General features: G+C 72.6%; 12 protein-coding genes. 8 read left to right on the top strand and 4 right to left on the bottom strand.

Features of this window, described 5'->3' with window-relative positions; all coding sequences use genetic code 11:
• Positions 1-6 precede the first annotated feature (6 nt).
• Together ABGB16_RS13505 and ABGB16_RS13500 are read left to right on the top strand one after the other, a co-directional pair.
• On the top strand, positions 7-1,533 hold the full coding sequence (locus ABGB16_RS13505; protein ID WP_347668365.1) for an ABC transporter substrate-binding protein: 1,527 nt from the start codon (positions 7-9) through the stop codon (positions 1,531-1,533).
• Positions 1,530-2,453: an ABC transporter permease gene (locus tag ABGB16_RS13500; protein ID WP_347668364.1), complete on the top strand. Its 924-nt coding sequence runs from the start codon at positions 1,530-1,532 to the stop codon at positions 2,451-2,453. Before ABGB16_RS13505 ends, ABGB16_RS13500 begins: the two co-directional genes overlap by 4 nt.
• Positions 2,454-2,574: 121 nt before the next feature.
• Here ABGB16_RS13500 and ABGB16_RS13495 read toward each other — a convergent pair whose 3' ends face one another.
• Positions 2,575-3,711 (bottom strand): RNA-guided endonuclease TnpB family protein, encoded by a 1,137-nt coding sequence (locus ABGB16_RS13495; protein ID WP_347668363.1) that lies wholly within the window; start codon positions 3,709-3,711, stop codon positions 2,575-2,577.
• 98 nt (positions 3,712-3,809) lie between these two features.
• Here ABGB16_RS13495 and ABGB16_RS13490 point away from each other — a divergent pair, with 98 nt between their 5' ends.
• Genes ABGB16_RS13490 through ABGB16_RS13475 form a run of 4 tightly spaced genes read left to right on the top strand, consistent with a single transcriptional unit; the run spans position 3,810 to position 8,536 of the window.
• The gene (locus ABGB16_RS13490) at positions 3,810-4,631 is read left to right on the top strand and encodes an ABC transporter permease subunit (protein WP_347668362.1); all 822 of its coding nucleotides are present in this window, start codon (positions 3,810-3,812) and stop codon (positions 4,629-4,631) included.
• Complete coding sequence (locus ABGB16_RS13485; protein WP_347668361.1) at positions 4,628-6,043, top strand: ATP-binding cassette domain-containing protein; 1,416 nt, start codon at positions 4,628-4,630, stop codon at positions 6,041-6,043. The genes ABGB16_RS13490 and ABGB16_RS13485 overlap by 4 nt, the downstream gene beginning before the upstream one ends.
• Positions 6,033-7,394: a class I SAM-dependent methyltransferase gene (locus ABGB16_RS13480; protein WP_347668360.1), complete on the top strand. Its 1,362-nt coding sequence runs from the start codon at positions 6,033-6,035 to the stop codon at positions 7,392-7,394. Before ABGB16_RS13485 ends, ABGB16_RS13480 begins: the two co-directional genes overlap by 11 nt.
• Positions 7,391-8,536, top strand: coding sequence for a class I SAM-dependent methyltransferase (locus tag ABGB16_RS13475; RefSeq protein ID WP_347668359.1), 1,146 nt, complete (start codon positions 7,391-7,393; stop codon positions 8,534-8,536). Before ABGB16_RS13480 ends, ABGB16_RS13475 begins: the two co-directional genes overlap by 4 nt.
• Positions 8,537-8,589: 53 nt before the next feature.
• Here ABGB16_RS13475 and ABGB16_RS13470 read toward each other — a convergent pair whose 3' ends face one another.
• On the bottom strand, positions 8,590-9,315 hold the full coding sequence (locus ABGB16_RS13470; protein WP_347668358.1) for a class I SAM-dependent methyltransferase: 726 nt from the start codon (positions 9,313-9,315) through the stop codon (positions 8,590-8,592).
• Between the two features lie 87 nt (positions 9,316-9,402).
• On the opposite strand from ABGB16_RS13470, the gene ABGB16_RS13465 reads away from it, so the two are divergent.
• Positions 9,403-11,388 carry a condensation domain-containing protein gene (locus ABGB16_RS13465; protein ID WP_347668357.1) on the top strand — a complete coding sequence of 662 codons (1,986 nt, stop codon included), beginning with the start codon at positions 9,403-9,405 and terminating at the stop codon, positions 11,386-11,388.
• Positions 11,389-11,404: 16 nt separating this feature from the next.
• Positions 11,405-12,331: an NAD(P)/FAD-dependent oxidoreductase gene (locus ABGB16_RS13460; protein WP_347668356.1), complete on the top strand. Its 927-nt coding sequence runs from the start codon at positions 11,405-11,407 to the stop codon at positions 12,329-12,331.
• Between the two features lie 433 nt (positions 12,332-12,764).
• Here ABGB16_RS13460 and ABGB16_RS13455 read toward each other — a convergent pair whose 3' ends face one another.
• Together ABGB16_RS13455 and ABGB16_RS13450 are read right to left on the bottom strand one after the other, a co-directional pair.
• Complete coding sequence (locus tag ABGB16_RS13455; protein WP_347668355.1) at positions 12,765-14,144, bottom strand: trypsin-like serine protease; 1,380 nt, start codon at positions 14,142-14,144, stop codon at positions 12,765-12,767.
• 493 nt (positions 14,145-14,637) lie between these two features.
• Positions 14,638-15,789 (bottom strand): nucleotidyltransferase family protein, encoded by a 1,152-nt coding sequence (locus ABGB16_RS13450; RefSeq protein ID WP_347668354.1) that lies wholly within the window; start codon positions 15,787-15,789, stop codon positions 14,638-14,640.
• Between the last annotated feature and the right edge of the window lie 31 nt (positions 15,790-15,820).

The raw sequence follows: 15,820 nt of genomic DNA, 5'->3' as shown, positions 1-15,820 counted from the left end.
GTGATCATGGCAACTCCCCTACGGCGCCGGCGTGCCGGCGTCCTGACCGTCCTCGCGCTGCTGGCCACCGTGGCCGGCTGCGGCGGCACCGCCGCGCCGGCCACGACCAGCTCCGGCGACACGCTGCGCTACGTGTCGATCGGCTCGCCCGCAACGGCCAGCAACGACCCGCACGGCGGGCTGGCCAACGAGTCCGACGCGCTGCGCTTCGCCCTGACCTACGACGTGCTGACCGGCCAGGGACCCGACGGCCGTACCCAGCCGCGGCTGGCCGAGTCCTGGCAGCCCGACCCGACCCTGACCAGATGGCGGTTCACCCTGCGCCGCAGCGCGGTGTTCAGCGACGGCCGGCCGGTGCGCGCCGCGGACGTGCTGTACTCGCTGCGGCGCATCGAGCGCAAGGCCGCAGAGAACTACGGCCGGCTCGCCGCGTTCGACCTGGCCGCCTCGCAGGTCGTCGACGAGCACACCGTCGAGGTCGTCAGCCGGCAGCCGTTCGCCGACGTACCCCGCGCCCTGGAGTCGGTGACGTTCGTGGTGCCCGAGGGCAGCGACGACTTCACCACCCCCGTGCCCGGTTCCGGGCCGTTCCGGCTGGTCAGCAGCGACGCGCAGACCGCGGTGCTGGAACGCCACGACCGGTGGTGGGGTCCGACCCCGCCGCTGCGTCGGGTCGAGGTTCGCGTCGTGGCCGACCCGCAGGCCCGCGCGCAGGCCGTGCTGTCCGGGCAGGCCGACGCGGCCGCCAGCATCGCCCCGACGGCGGCGAAGCAGGCCGAAGGTCGCGGTGACCTGACGCTGGTGCGCCGCCCGGCGGTGACCATGTACCCGTTCGTGATGCGCACCGACCGCAAGCCCTTCACCGACCCCCGGGTACGCGAGGCGGTCAAGCTGGCCGCCGACCGGCCGGTGCTGGTGCAGGCGGCGTTCCTCGGCTACGGGCAGGTCGGCGACGACGTGCTCGCCCCGGTCGACCCGTCCGCCCCGACCGGGCTGGCCCCACGCCAGCGCGACGTCGCCCGGGCCAAGCGGCTGCTGGCCGAAGCCGGCTACGGCAACGGCCTGACGGTCACGCTGCACACCACCACCTCCTACCCGGGCATGGACACCGCCGCGACCCTGTTCGCCCGCCAACTGGCCGAGGCCGGTATCACCGCGCGGGTGAAGCTGAACCCGCCGGACACCTACTTCACCAAGGTGTGGGCCAAGCAGGACTTCTACACCGGCTACTTCGGCGGCATCCCGTTCTTCGACGTGGCCCGGGTGGCGCTGCTGTCCACCTCCCCCACCAACGAGACGGCCTGGAGGCGGCCGGCGTTCGACACCGCCCTGAACGCCGCCCTGGCCAACCCCGACGAGGCCGCCCGCAACCGGGCCCTGGGCGAGCTGCAGCGGCAGGTCCGCGACGAGGGCGGCTACGTCGTGTGGGGCACCGGCGACGGCCTGGACCTGACCCGCAAGGGTGTGCAGGGCCTGCCCACCGGTCCAGGGTTCGCCCGGCTGTTCATCGACCAGGTTCGGATCGGAGCATGATGCTCCGGCTGGTGCGGGCGCCGCTGCTGCTGGTCGGGGTCTCGGTGCTGGTGTACGCCGCCACCGAGGCCCTGCCCGGCGACGCCGCGGACGCCCGCACCGCCGGGCGGGCCACCGCCGCGCAGCTGGCCGAACTCCGTACCCGCACCGGCCTGGACGCCCCGGCCTGGCAGCGGTACCTGGACTGGGTCAGCCGCCTGCTGCGCGGCGACGCCGGTGTGTCGCTGCTGTCCGACCGGCCGGTGGCCGACCTGGTCGGCCAGCGGCTGCCAGCCACCGCCACCCTCGCTGCCGCCGCCCTGGCGGCAGCCGTGCCGGCGATGCTGGCGCTGGCCTGGGTCGCCGGTGCGCCGTCGCGGACCGGCCGGATCGCCGCGGCCGCTGTCACCGCCGCGGCGGCGGTGCCGCAGGTGGTGGTCACCGCCGGCCTGACCGCCGTGTTCGCCGGGATGCTGGCCTGGCTGCCGCCGGTGTCGCTGCTGCCGCCCGGCGGCACCCCCGCCGACCCGCGGGCGCTGGCGCTGCCAGTGCTCAGCCTGGCGCTGCCGTCGGCGACGTACGGGGCGGCCCTGCTGCGTGGCGTCGTCGCCGACGCCGCCGCGCGGCCGTACGTGCGCGACGCGCACCTGCGCGGGCTGCCCCGATGGCGCGTCGCCGTTCTCTACGTCGGCCCGATGCTGCTGGCCCCGTCGGCACGCGTCGTCGCGGTGGTCGCCGGTGGTCTGGTCGCGTCGACCGCGGTGGTGGAGACCCTGTTCGGCTACGCCGGGCTCGGTGAGCTGCTCACCGGGGCCGTGGCCAACCGGGACACGCCGGTGGTGCAGGCGGTGGCGATGCTCGCCGCCGCGGTCGTGCTCGCCGGTCTGTTCCTCGCCGACCTGCTGGCCGCCGCCACCGACGCGCGGAGCGCACCCGCTTGACATCCTCCCGGCCCTGAAGGGTCGGGATTCTCACCGTCGCCCGTGAGGTTTCCTGTTTCATCGCCGACTGCCTTTCCGGGAGGATCTTCCCTTGAGGTCTTACATCAGCTCCGCAGGCGTTTTACCTCTCCGCCAGCCCGGCGGCGAGGATGTTCTTAGCAGCGTTGATGTCCCGATCGTGCTCGCCCCCGCAACCCGGGCACGTCCAGACGCGGTCGTTGAGGGCGAGGGTGGTGTTGATCCGCCCGCACGCCGAGCAGGTCTTGGACGACGGGTACCAGCGGTCGATGGGGATCACCTCGCGCCCGTACCAGGTGGCCTTGTACTCCAGCATGTTGCGGAACTCGGACCAGGCCGCGTCGGAGATGACGCGGGCCAGGCGACGGTTGCGAAGCATGTTACGCACGCTGAGATCTTCGATCACGACCGTTTGGTTCTCACGGACGAGTCGAGTGGTCAGCTTGTGCAGGTGGTCCCGACGCCGATCGGCGATACGGGTATGGATGCGGGCAACCTTGTGCCGGGCCTTGGCCCGGTTGTTGGAGCCCTCCTGTTTGCGGGCCAAGTTCCGCTGCGCCTTGGCCAGCTTGCGCCGGTCGGCCTGCCCGTAACGCGGGTTGGCCACCTTCCCCTGCTCGTCACTCACCCCGGGCACCGGACGGGACAGGGTGAGCAGACTGGTGATGCCCGCGTCCACACCAACCTCCGCAGTAACGGGCGGCAGCGGCTTGACCGTCTGGTCCTCGATCAGGATGGAGACGAACCAGCGGCCGGCAGCATCCCGGGACACCGTGACCGTGGATGGCTCCGCTCCTTCGGGCAGGGGCCGGGACCACACGATATTCAGCGGGGTGTTCATCTTGGCCAGCGTGAGCTGACCGTCACGCCAGCGGAACGCGGAGCGGGTGTATTCCGCCGACGCCCGCGAGTTGCGCTTGGACTTGAACCTCGGGTACCGGGCCCGCTTGTCCCAGAACGCCGCGAACCCGGCCTGCAGATGCCGCAACGTCTGCTGCCACGGAACCGACGACACCTCGTTCAGAAACGCCAGGTCGTCCGACCGTTTCCACTCCGTCAGCCACGCCGACGACTGCACGTACGTGGTGCGCCGACGTTCCACCGCCCACGCCCGAGTACGCGCCTCCAACGCCCGGTTGTACACCAGACGCACACACCCGAAGGTCCGATTCAGCAGCGCAGCCTGTTCCGGGGCCGGGTAGAAGCGGTACTTGTACGCCCGCTTCACTACGCCACCCACGCCTCACAATTTACCGTCCATGTAAGACAATCATCGGAAGGGAGGGAGCGGCGTTTCCTCCCGGCCCTGAACGGCCGGGTTTCCACGCCGCAGTTCCGATGACCGGCCCCGCTACCTGGCTCTCCCGCGTCCGGCACGGCGCCTGGGCCGGGGCGGCGGCCGTGACGGTCGTCGGCCTGCTGGCGGTGGCGGGCGGCGTCCTGGCTCCCCACGATCCCACCGCCCCGGTTGGTGCCCCCTGGACGCCGCCGGGCCCCGACGCCGCCTGGGGCACCGACGCCCTCGGCCGCGACGTGCTGTCGAGGGTGCTCGCCGGCGGCCGGCATCTGGCGGTGACCGCCGCCGCGGCGGCAGTCGCCGCCAGCGCGCTCGGGGTGGCCGGCGGGCTGGTCGTCGGCTGGCACCGCGGCCCGGTTGCCCGGCTGCTGACCGCCGGCATGGACCTGCTGCTGGCGGTGCCGCTGCTGCTGATCGCGATGGTCCTCGCCGTCGCGCTGCCGGGCCCGGTGGCGGTGGTCGCCGCCACGGTGTGCGGGGGCACCCCGCTGACCCTGCGGGTGGTCGCCGACACCGTCACCGTCGTGCGCCACACCGGGTACGTCGAGGCCGCCCTCGGCCGCGGCGAGTCCGACCCGGTGATCCTGGCGCGGGAGGTGCTGCCCGCGCTGACCGGGCTGGTCCGCGCCGACCTGGCCACCCGGTTTGTCGCCGCCCTGCAACTGGCCGCCGCGCTGAGTCTGCTGGGCCTGGGGCCGGCGCCACCCGCGCCGGACTGGGCCGCCATGATCCGGGAGAACCTCACCGGCGCGGCCCTCAACCCCGCTGCGCTGGCCGCGCCCGCGGCCGCGCTGGCCGTGGTGTCCCTGCTCGTCACGGTCGCTGGTCAGCTCGCCGGCCGCACCCGCGGACGGCCGGCATGACCAACCGCCGCTTCACATCAGACCCGGCGGTGGCCGGCGGGCTGTCCGTCACCGGCCTGCACGTCGTGGACGCCGGCGGACGCACCGTGATCGGCCCGGTCGACCTGCACGCCGCGCCGGGCGAGGTCGTGGCGCTGGTCGGCCCGTCCGGCACCGGCAAGACGGTCCTGCTGTCGGCCGTGCTCGACGCGCTGACGCCGCCGCTGCGGCGCGCGGCGGGTCAGGTGCGCTGGCAGGGCACACTCATCGCGCCCGGCACGGCGGCCCGCCGGTGGCGGCGCCGCTGCGTCGGGGTGGTCGGCCAGGATCCCGCCCAGGCGTTGCACCCGTTGCGGCGCGCCGCCACGCTGATTGCCGAAAGCGGCGCCGATGCCGTATCCAGCCGGGCAGCGCTGGCCGCGGTCGGCCTCGACCCGGCCAGGTACGCCGACCGCCGCGCCCACCAGCTCTCCGGCGGACAGGCCCAGCGCGTCGCCGTCGCCCGGGCGGTAGCCGCAGCACCCGATCTGCTGGTCCTCGACGAGCCGACCAGCGCCCTGGACGAGGCGGCCATGCAGCTCGTGGCCGCCGCGGTCCGCGTCCGGCGTGGCGATCCCCGCTGCGTCACCCTGCTCGTGTCGCACGACGCCGCCGTCGTGGCCGCCCTCGCCGACCGCGTCGTACAGATCGACGCACCGGTGACGCCAGCGAGGACCGGATCGGTGCCGCGGCCGGCGCCTGGGGCCACGCCGCTGCTGAGCGTCCGCGGCCTGACGGTGTCGCAGCCGCCCGGCGGCACCGCCCTGCTACGCGAGACCGACTTCCAGGTGGCCGCCGGCGAGCTGGTCGCGGTGCGCGGACCGTCCGGGTGCGGAAAGAGCAGCCTGCTGCGGGCCGTGGCGGGGCTGCACCCGGTCGACGCCGGGCACGCCCGGCTCGGCGGCACGAACCTGCCGTGGCCGGTCCGCCAGCGAGCCCGGCCGCTGCTGCGGGCCGTCCAACTGGTCGGCCAGCACCCGGCCGATGCGCTCAACCCCGCCCACCGCGTCGGTGCCGCGCTGGCCCGCCCGCTGCGCGCCCTGGCCGGTGCCGACGCCCCCGACACTCACATCGCACGGCTGCTGACCCAGGTCGGCCTCGACCCGGGCATCGCCGCACGCCGCACGCACGAGCTGTCCGGCGGGCAGCGGCAACGCGTCGCGCTCGCCCGCGCCCTCGCGGCCGGACCGCGGCTGCTGCTGGCCGACGAGGTCACCGCCGCGCTCGACGCCGCCACCGCAGCCGGTGTCCTGGACCTGCTCGACCGGCTGCGCGGCGACGGCCTGGCGGTACTCACGGCCAGCCACGATCCGGCAGTCACCGCCCGCGCCGACCGCGTCCTGCTCCTGCACGACAACCACCTCGCCTCGGAGGATCCTGCACATGCCCGTTGAGCCGCCCACCCCAACCAGCCAGGCCGCCGCTGTGCTGGCCGCCCACCCGTGGATCGCCGCCGCGTACCCCGACGAGGCGCGCGGCCTGCGGATCGCACCGGAGCCCGCCGCGCTGACGGTCGGCGCCCACCCCGGCGCGCTGGTCGTCGAGTTCCTGGACCACTGGAGCGAGCTGTACGACGCGACCTACGCCGGCGCCCGCGGCCGCCACGCCGACGACCTGGACCTGTCCGGCTGGCGGGCCACCGACACGGGCCAGCCGCTGCCCACCGACCACATGACCGAATGGGTCGATCGGACCGTCGCACTCATCCGTGGCACCGGAGCCCGGCACGTGCTCGAACTCGGCTGCGGCACCGGGCTGCTGATGCACCGCCTGCACCCGCACCTGACCGGCTACGTCGGCACCGACGTAGCCGAACACGCCGTAGCCACGCTGTCGGCGACCGCGCCGCCCACCGTGCGGGTGCTACGCGCCGCCGCCCACGAGCTGGCCGGCGCGCCCGTACGACGGGCCCTGCACGAGCTCGGCTTCCCGGGCGGGCGTCCGGACTGCGTCGTGCTCAACTCGGTCACCCAATGCTTCCCCACCGTCGCCTACCTGACCCACGTCGTGGCCACCGCCATCGACCTCGTCGCACCGGGCGGCGCCGTGGTCGTCGGCGACGTGCGCCACGCCGGCCTGCACGAGCACTTCTGCCGGTGGGCCGAACGCGCCGCCGACCCGGACGCCGACGCCGCCACCGTGGCCGCGCGGGCGACGGCCCGCGCGGCCCGGGAGGAGGAGCTACTCGTCGGCCCGGCCACCATCGCCGCCGCCACCGGCGGCACCGGCCGGGTCGTGCAGGTCGGCGTGTACGCCAAGACGATGCGGGCCGACACCGAACTGACCCGCTACCGCTTCGACACCGTGCTGCACGTCGACGCCGCGGCCCCGGCGTCGCGTCCGCCCGCCGTGCGGTGGGCTGACCTGCCAGCACCCGACCGCCTCGACGCGGTGCGGGCGCTGCTGGCTGCCGGGCCGGTCCACGTGCAGGGCGTCCCCAACGCACTGCTGCACCCGGGCGCCCCGGACGCCGTCACCGCGCACGCGCTGCACAGCGTGGTAGGCGACCGCGGTGCGGTGCTGCTGGACCCGCGCGACCCCACGCTGCTGGAGCTGGTCGCACCGGCCGGCGCCGTTCCGGTTCCCGCCGCTGTGCTCGCCGCCAGCGACCGGCAGGCCCACGAGCCGCTGCCCGCGTTCGTGCGCCGACGCCTGACCGAGGAGGCCCGTCGCACCCTGCGCCGCCGCCTGCCCGCGGCCGCCGGCACCCCCGTCCGCGTCGACCTGGGCCGGGCCGCCCGATGAGCGTCGAGTTGATCCGGCAGCGGGCGACGCAGGCCGGCGAGCAGGCCATGGCCGGGGTGAACCGGGCGGCGTTGCCGGGATTCATGCGCCGCCTCGACGAGGCGGCGCTGGTGGCAATGGCGGCCACGCTGCACGCTGGCGGCGTTTTCCGGGCAGGTGTGGCGCGCACCGCGGACGAGGTCGGTGACCTGCTGCGCGTCGCCCCTCGGCACCGGTGGATCCTGCGCCGCTGGCTGGCCGTGCTCACCGCCGAGGGCTGGCTGCGTCACGACGCCGGCCCCGGCCGCCACCACGGGCTACGCCCGGCCACCCACGACGATCTCGCCGCCACCGCCCGCGACCTCGACGCCGCCCGCGCCGGCCTGGGCTACCCGGCCGCGATGACCCGGTTCTTCACCACCGCCGCAGCGCACCTGCCGCAGCTGCTACGCGACGAGGTCCCCCTGCAGGCGCTGCTGTTCGCCGACGACGACCTGGCCACCGCCGAGGCCGCCTACAAGGACAACGTCATCAACGGCTACCTCAACGCGGTCACCGCCGTCGCCCTCGCCGCGTTGGCCAGCCGGCACCGTAGGCCGGGACCGCTGCGAATCCTGGAACTCGGCGCCGGCGTCGGCGGCACCACCACCGACGTGCTGCTCGCGCTGGCCGGGCAGCCGGTCACCTACCACTTCACCGACGTGTCCCGGTTCTTCCTCGACACTGCCCGGGGCCGGTTCGCCGCCTACGACTTCCTCACCTACGGGCTGTTCGACATCAACCGCCATCCCACGGAACAGCTACCCGCCGGCTTGCAGGACGTCATCGTGGCCGCGAACGTCGCGCACAACGCGGTCGACGTGACCCGGCTGCTGGCGGGGCTGCGCACGCTGCTGGCACCCGGCGGGCACCTGCTGCTCATCGAATCCTGCCGCGAGCACTACCAGATCGCCACGTCGATGCAGTTTCTCATGTCCGCCCGCCCGGGCACCCCGGCGGCCGGCAGCGGCGACCTACGTGCCGGCACCGACCGGATCTTCCTCACCCGCACCCAGTGGCTGGCGCAACTGTCCGGCGCCGGGTTCACCGGCGTGCTGGACCTGCCGCACCCCGACGATCCGCTGAGCGCCCTCGGCCAGCACGTCTTCCTGGCAGTCCGGTGAGCCGCCCCGGGCGTCCTGCCGCTGCGGCCACGGGCCGTCGCGGTCCCGCTGCCTCACCCGGCGCGTACGGCACGGACCACGTCCATGGGGCCGACCTCGGCGCGCAGTCCCGCCTCGGCCAACTCGGTCCTCAGGTCGTACTCGGACAGTACGTGCCAGGGGTAGTCGACGGTGTGTTCCCGCAGCGCCACACCGTCGCCGTCGAGCACCCGGTAGCGCATCCGCCAGGTCACCGTGTCGGGCGCGGCCGGCTCGGCGGCGCCGCCGCCCTCATAGGTGTGCCGGCCGATGCGCACCGCGCCGAACGTGGCGAACCCGACCACCGCCGGCTCGGCCGGCGGCTGCAGGTTGACCACCAGGGGCGCGCCGGGCGACAGGCGCGCGGCGACGCGGTGCCAGAATTCGCGCCGGTCCTGCGGGGGGAGGTGTCCGATCATGTTCGCCGCGAGCACCGCGCCGAGCTGCTCGGGTAGTGACGCGCTGAGGGCGTCGCCGGCCAGCACGGTGACCCGCTCGCGCAGGTCCGCGTCGGCGGCGACGCGGGACAGCAGCACCGCCCGCAGGACCGGCGACGGCTCCACGGCCAGCACTGTGGCAGTGGGGCACGCATCAGCCAGTATCTGCGTACCGAGTCCGGTGCCGGCGCCAACGTCGAGCACCGGCCCGTGCGCGGGATCGACCCCGCGCAGCGCCGCCCGCACCGGATCGCGGAGCACCTGCCATGCCGGTCCACTCAGGACGTCGAGGAACTCCCCCGACGCTTCGTACCCATCTTCCATGCCGCCAGGTTAGTGGAAACCGTTCTCATTTTCGACTAGGCTGCCGTGGTGACATCCCGGCCATCACCGCTGGAGACTGCGACACCCATGACCCTCACCTCGACCGCCGCCCCCACCGAGCACCACCAGACCACCGTGCTGGCCGGCATCTGGGCCGAACTGCTCGGCGTCGACCCCGACGCGCTACCCCGTGACATCAGCTTCCTGCGTCTCGGCGGCGACTCCGTGCTGGCCGTACGGATGTCCGCGCTGGTGCGCCGGCGACTCGGCGTGCAACTCGCCCTGTCCGACGTACGCGTCGACACCACACTCACCGAACTGGCCGCCCTGGTCGCCAGCCGCGCCGCCGGCACCACGACCGACGACCGGCCCCTGCCCGTAGACCTGCACCGCCGCGCCGACCCGGCAGCGCCGTTCCCGCTGCTGCCGCTGCAGCAGGGCTACTTCGTCGGCCAGCAGGACGGCTGGGAGCTGTCCTACGACTCCGCGCACTACTACCTGGACCTCGCCCTGACCGGCCCCGACCCCGACGAGGCACCGGAGGCGCTGCGCGACGCGCTGCAGCGCCTGGCCGCCCACCAGCCCACCCTGCGGGCCCGGGTCACGCCGGAAGGCCACCAGCACGTGCTGCCCCTCGAACATCCCGGCGCGGTTCCGCCGCTGCATGTGCTCGACCTGCGCGATGATCCGGACCCCGACGCTCGGCTGGAGGTGCTGCGCCGCGAGATGAGCACCCGCGGCCCCGATCCCACCCGCGGGCCCGGCGTCAACGTGCGGCTGAGCCTGCTGCCCGCCGGCCGGGGTCGACTGCACCTGTCGCTGAGTCTGCTGCTGGTCGACGGCTGGTCGTCCAACGTGCTCACCCGCGAGCTGCTCACCCTCGCCGCCGACGTCAACGCCACCCTTCCCGCCCTCGACGTCGACTTCGGCGACTACGTCAACGCCCTCGAGCACCTTCCCGCCACCACCGGATGGCGAGCCGACCGACAGTGGTGGCGGGCGCAACTGCCGAGCTGGCCCGCGGCGCCGGCGCTGCCGCTGACCCGCGATCCTGCCGAGGCGACGCCCCAGGTGATGACAAACCGGGAGGCCCGGCTGCCGGCAGCCGTCTGGACGGCGCTGCGGCAGCGGTGCGCCGAGCAGGGCGTCACACCGTCCGTCGCCCTGCTCACCGCCTACGCGGCCGTCCTGGCCCGCTGGGCCGGGCACCACCGGCTGCTGCTCAACACGTTGCAGCTCAACCGGCTTCCGCTGCACCCCGACGTGCATCGCCTCGTCGGCGCGTTCGCCTCGACCATGCTGCTGCCGGTCGACCTGCCACCCGGTGCCACCTTCGCCGAACTGGCCGGGCAGACCCAGCGCCGGTTCGCCGAGCACACCGCCCACAACCTCGTCTCGGGTGTCGAGATCGCCCGCGACCTCGCCCGCCTGCGGGGCACCCACCGGCCGGTCGCCCCGGTGGTGTTCCTCAGCACCATCGGCATGGACGCGGCGATGGGCGAACGTGCGCCCCGGCACGCGGGCCCGCTCGGCGACGTGAACGCCACCGACCACCACCACCAGCTGCGTACCCCGCAGGTGGCCCTCGAAGCGCGCCTGTTCGAACTCGACGACGAACTCGTGCTGGTGTTCAGCACCGTCGCCGAGATCCTGTCCGCCGAGCAGGTCGACCGGGCGTTCGCGGAGTTCGTCGACCAGGCTGCCGCCCTCGCCGACGCCGACGCCTGGCACGAGGCGGTGCCGCTGCCTACCGCGCCGGACCCCGGCCCCCTCACCGGTGGTCTACGCCTCGGCCTGCTCGACGAGGCGCCGCAGGCTTGCCACGACGAGCCCGGCCCGCCCCGCGATCGCGTCGAGGAACAGATCGCCGCCGTCTTCGCCGACCTGCTCGGCGTCGCGGTCACCGACCGCACCACCAGCTTCTTCACCCTCGGTGGCGATTCCCTGCTCGCCGTGCGCGCCCTCGCACGGCTCGCCCGCGACGGCCTCGCGGGCGCCACCGTGCGGGACTTCCTCGCCGCGCCCACCGTTGCCGGCCTCGCCGCCGCCGCTCGCCCCACCCAGAACCAGTAGAGGGAGCACCAACAAGGTGTACGACGTCATCATCATCGGCGCTGGCGCCGCCGGGCTCAGCGCCGCCCAGGTCCTCGGCCGTCAGCAACGCCGCACCCTGCTCATCGACGGCGGCCCACCGCGCAACCACCCCGCCGACGGCATCCACATGTACCTCAGCCGCGACGGCTTCCCACCCCTACGCCTGCTCGGCACCGGCCACCGCGAACTGGCCGCCTACCCCAGCGTCGAGATCCGTCAGACCCGCGTCGAGGCCGCCCACGGCAGCATCGACGACTTCGCCGTCACCCTCACCGACGGCACCACCCACCACGCCCGCCGCCTGCTGCTGGCCACCGGCCAGGTCGACGAACCCTGGCCTATCGACGGCGTCGCCGAACGCTTCGGCCGCAGCGTCTTCCACTGCCCCTTCTGCCACGGCTGGGAAGCCCGCGGCAAGAGCATTGCCGTGCTCGGCCGCGAACCCGCCCAGGTCATGCTCGCCGCATACCTCGCCGACCGTTACACCGACGACATCGTCGTCGCCACCCACGGCCCGCACCAGCTAGCCGAGCCGATCCTGGACAACCTCAACGCGCTGAACATTCCCCTCATCGAGCAGCCGGTCACCGCGCTCACCGGCGACCTCGACGCCCTGCAGCTGCACCTCGCCGACGGCACCACCCTGGACCGGCAGGTCGTCTTCCACCGGGCGCCCACCCGCCAGCACGCACCCGTGGCCGCCCAGCTCGGCGCCGAACTGCTGCCCGACGGCTACGTGCGCGTCGACGAGTTCGCCCAGACCACCGTGCCCGGCGTGTCCGCCGCCGGCGACCTCGCCCGCCTGCCCGCCCTACCCGACGGGCTCACCCTCGTCAGCCAGGCCGCCGCCGACGGCGTACGCGCCGCCGTCTGGCTCGAACAGGGCCTGTTCCGCGCCGGCCTACCCGTCCCCCTTCGCTGACAGCCCCGCCGCCGACTGCCACGGCGACAGTTCCGCGCGGCCGACCGGCCAGCAGGTATCCGAGGGGGCGATCGAGGCCCCGTACACCGGGGCCGCGCGGGTGCAGAACGCGTCGCCGAGATCTCTGAGGAGGGCCGAGGTTCGGGGCAGAGCCCCGAGGTCTTCAAGGTCTCGTGTCCGCCTGGCGTGGCCGGCCGGCCCGGCCGATGCCGGCCGGAGGTCGCCAGCAGGCCGGGGCCGGGCCGGCGCGGCCCGCTTGCGGGCCGCCTTGACGAGCGAAAGGGAACAATTCGGCAGGTAACAGGGCTGGCCACATGGCTTGACCGGCACTCCGTTGGAGCGGGTGCCCTTGCCGGTCTTCGGTGCGCAACCGCGAAGGGCCCGGCCCGCCGAAGCGGTCCGGGCCCGTGTGGGAGAACGCGTCCGCCGCTGACTAGAGAGTCAGGGTCCAACTGTCGATGTAGCCCGTGTCCGCCGTGGCGGCGTCCTGCACCCGCAGACGCCAGGTGCCGCTTCGCGCCTCGCTGGAGAGGTTGACGGTGTAGGTCTGGTTGATGTTGTCGGCACTGCCGCCAGCGCGGTTGTGCAGGACGTAGGCGCTGCCGTCCGGGGCGATCAGGCTAACCACCAGATCGCCGATGTACGTGTGGACGATGTGCACTTCGACCTTCGAACTGCTCGACCCGGTGCCCGTGCAACTAATCGAAATGTTGCTGTACACCGTCGTGTTGTCGGGAATTGACACGTTGGTGCCATTGGTGGCGGGTGGGCACCCCCCAACCGGATTGACCGTCCAGGTGAACGACGTACTGCCGGTCTGGCCCGTACTGTCCCGCGCCGTGACCGTCGTGGTGTAGGTCGCCGCGGTGGTCGGCGTACCGGTGATCTGCCCGGTCGAGGAGCTGATGACCAGGCCGGCCGGCAGGCCGGTGGCCGACCAGGTGTACGGCGCGGTGCCACCCGTGGCGCTGTTGCCCAGGGTCACCGCGGTACCGACCGTGCTGGTCTGGTTGCCAGGGTTGTTCACCGCAAGGCCGCCTGGCGCGCCGCCGAGGGACTGCGCCGCCGCCCTGATGTCGTTGGCGAAGTAGCGCACCTCGGTGTAGACACCGGGCGCGTTGGGACGGGCGCAGCCGATACCCCAACTGGTGATCCCGACCTGGATCCACTGGCCGGCGGCGTTGCGCTTGAACATCGGACCACCGGAGTCACCCTGGCAGGTGTCCACTCCACCCGTACTCATGTAGCCGGCGCAAATCTCCTCGTCGTAGATCAGACCGGAGTAGCTGCCGCCGGCGCTGGCACAGGTCGGATCGCTCACGAACGGAACGTCGGCCTTCATCAGGTACCGCGACTGGGGGCCGCCCTCACTGGTGGCGCCCCAGCCCGCGACGGTGAAGGTGCCGCTGTGCAGCGAGGTGTCCGTGGCGATCGGCAGCAACGGACTGTTGATCGGGCTCGACAGGCGTATCAGCGCCCAGTCCTTGCCGTTGCCGTTGTACCCGGGCGCCCGGTACACGTAGTTGGACGTCCGGGTCACCCGGTTCGGGTCCTGCAGGTCCACCACGCCCCAGGTGGCCGTGATGGAAGTGGTCGGGCCGGTAGCCCCCACGCAGTGCGCCGCGGTCAGCACCAGGCTCTGGGTGTACATGGCGCCACCACAGCCCATCGACAACCGGACCATCCATGGAAATTCGCCCTGCGCCGCCTGCGTGCCACCCACGACCATCGGACCGACGTCAGAAGCGTGGCTCGGCACTGCCGTGAGACCACCGCCCATCATCGCCCCGACCAGCGCCACGACCAGCGCCACGACGCCGACCCGGAGCGCCTTGCCCAGTGCTCGTCTCAACAGGTTCCTCCCTCGATCCACCGGCGCGACGCGACCACCATGCGCACATCGCCGCCTGCTGCAAGGTAACTCCTGCAGAGATGAATTTCAATGTAGAAGATTACAGATGAGGGTGGGTTGAGGGAGCTCCCTCACGGCTGCTCGCCGACGCCGGGATCACCCGTCGGTCGTTCCTAATGAGTTCTGGGAGCCAGCCATCGGGCAGACTCCTGGCGGGTAGGTAGCCGCCAGCTGGTGAGCACTCGTCCTTCCTGGGCATGGAGCCCTGCGGTAAGAGCGTGCCCCGGTTGGTCGGTGTGGAGAGTTGATCGGTCGTACCGTGGGGCAGACCGCACGACATCGCGGTGACGACCGAGACCGGGTGCAGACATGGGCCATCACCTCACGGAAGTCGTCTTGAAGAAGCGCGGGTTCGTCCGCGTCAGCACCCCCGCAACGCCCCCGCGGTGGCGTGTCAGGAGACCTTGCCACGCGCATCCGCGCCGTACGGCGGCTCGTCGATGGGCGCCAGTGCGACCGGGGCCCTGCTGAACAGCCGCTCGCGCATGTCACCGTCCCAGGCGAGGTAGCCACCGTCCATGCCACCCGCGCTGGACAGCCAGACCGGGTCGCAGAACTCCTGCAAGCCGAGCTCAGTGGTCATCGTGCTGCCGAACAGAGCATCGACATGGTGGGTGATCCAGGCGACGGCCGGCCCCACACCGTGTTTCTTGATCAAGGTGCGCAACTCCTCCGGATGTTGCCGCCCCCAGCGCTGCCAGTACCTCCACACATCACCGAACTGAGTGATCCGGAGCTCGCCCCCGGCTATGGCGCGTTCGAACCAGCTGTCACGGAAGAGGTGCAGCACCACGAAGAGGAACGCGTAGCCGTCGCCCAGCATGGGCAGTATGTGCCGGGCGTCCGGCCCGACCCGAACCTCCCGGGCGCTTCCCATCACCTCGGCCATCGGCAGCTGCCAGGCGCTGCCGAACCAGGTGGGACTCAGCGCCACGTCCACCGCGTAGACGGGGATACCGGATTCCGGGTCGACGCGGTGGAAATGGGGGACGTGATCCGGATAGAGCCGGTACATCAGAAGCGTTTCCCGGGGGAGCTTGACCAGTCCGCCGAGGTCCGGGTCGAAGGTCTGCTCCGGCAGGTAGCCAAGGCTCTCCAGCACCGCTCGGGCGTCGGGAACGTTGTCGGGATGCAGCATGAGGTCCACGTCTGAGAAGCTGCGGACACCGAGACCGTCATAGAGCAAGTGCTGCAATACGATTCCTTTGTTGAACACCACCGGCACTCCCCGCTCCGCGAACCGGCCAGCGATGTCGAGGCTCTCGGCACGCAGCTTCTCGACCTTGAACCGGTTCCATGCCAGCGAGCCGTTCAGCAGATCACGCATACCTGTGGGCAGCGTCGAGTTCAGCGCGGCACTGCTATAGAAATGAGCCAGCGCCGGCACCATCTTGTGCCTGGCCGCCAATGCGATCAGCAGGTCCGGGTCGTCCAGGACCTTCGCCAGGCCGACCGCCTGCTCGAACCAGGAATCCGAATAATCGGTGACCGCTACCGATTCGAGGAGGCTCCAGACTTTCCTCTGAGCCTCGCGGGCTTCGTGCATGTTGTATCTCCTCCTTGGATGGTTTTGCGAT

It is taken from the genome of Micromonospora sp. B11E3 (assembly GCF_039871625.1).
In the GTDB taxonomy this organism is placed as follows: Bacteria; Actinomycetota; Actinomycetes; order Mycobacteriales; family Micromonosporaceae; genus Micromonospora.
Note: the sequence above shows the minus strand (reverse complement) of the source record. Positions and strands in the feature narration are given on the sequence as shown.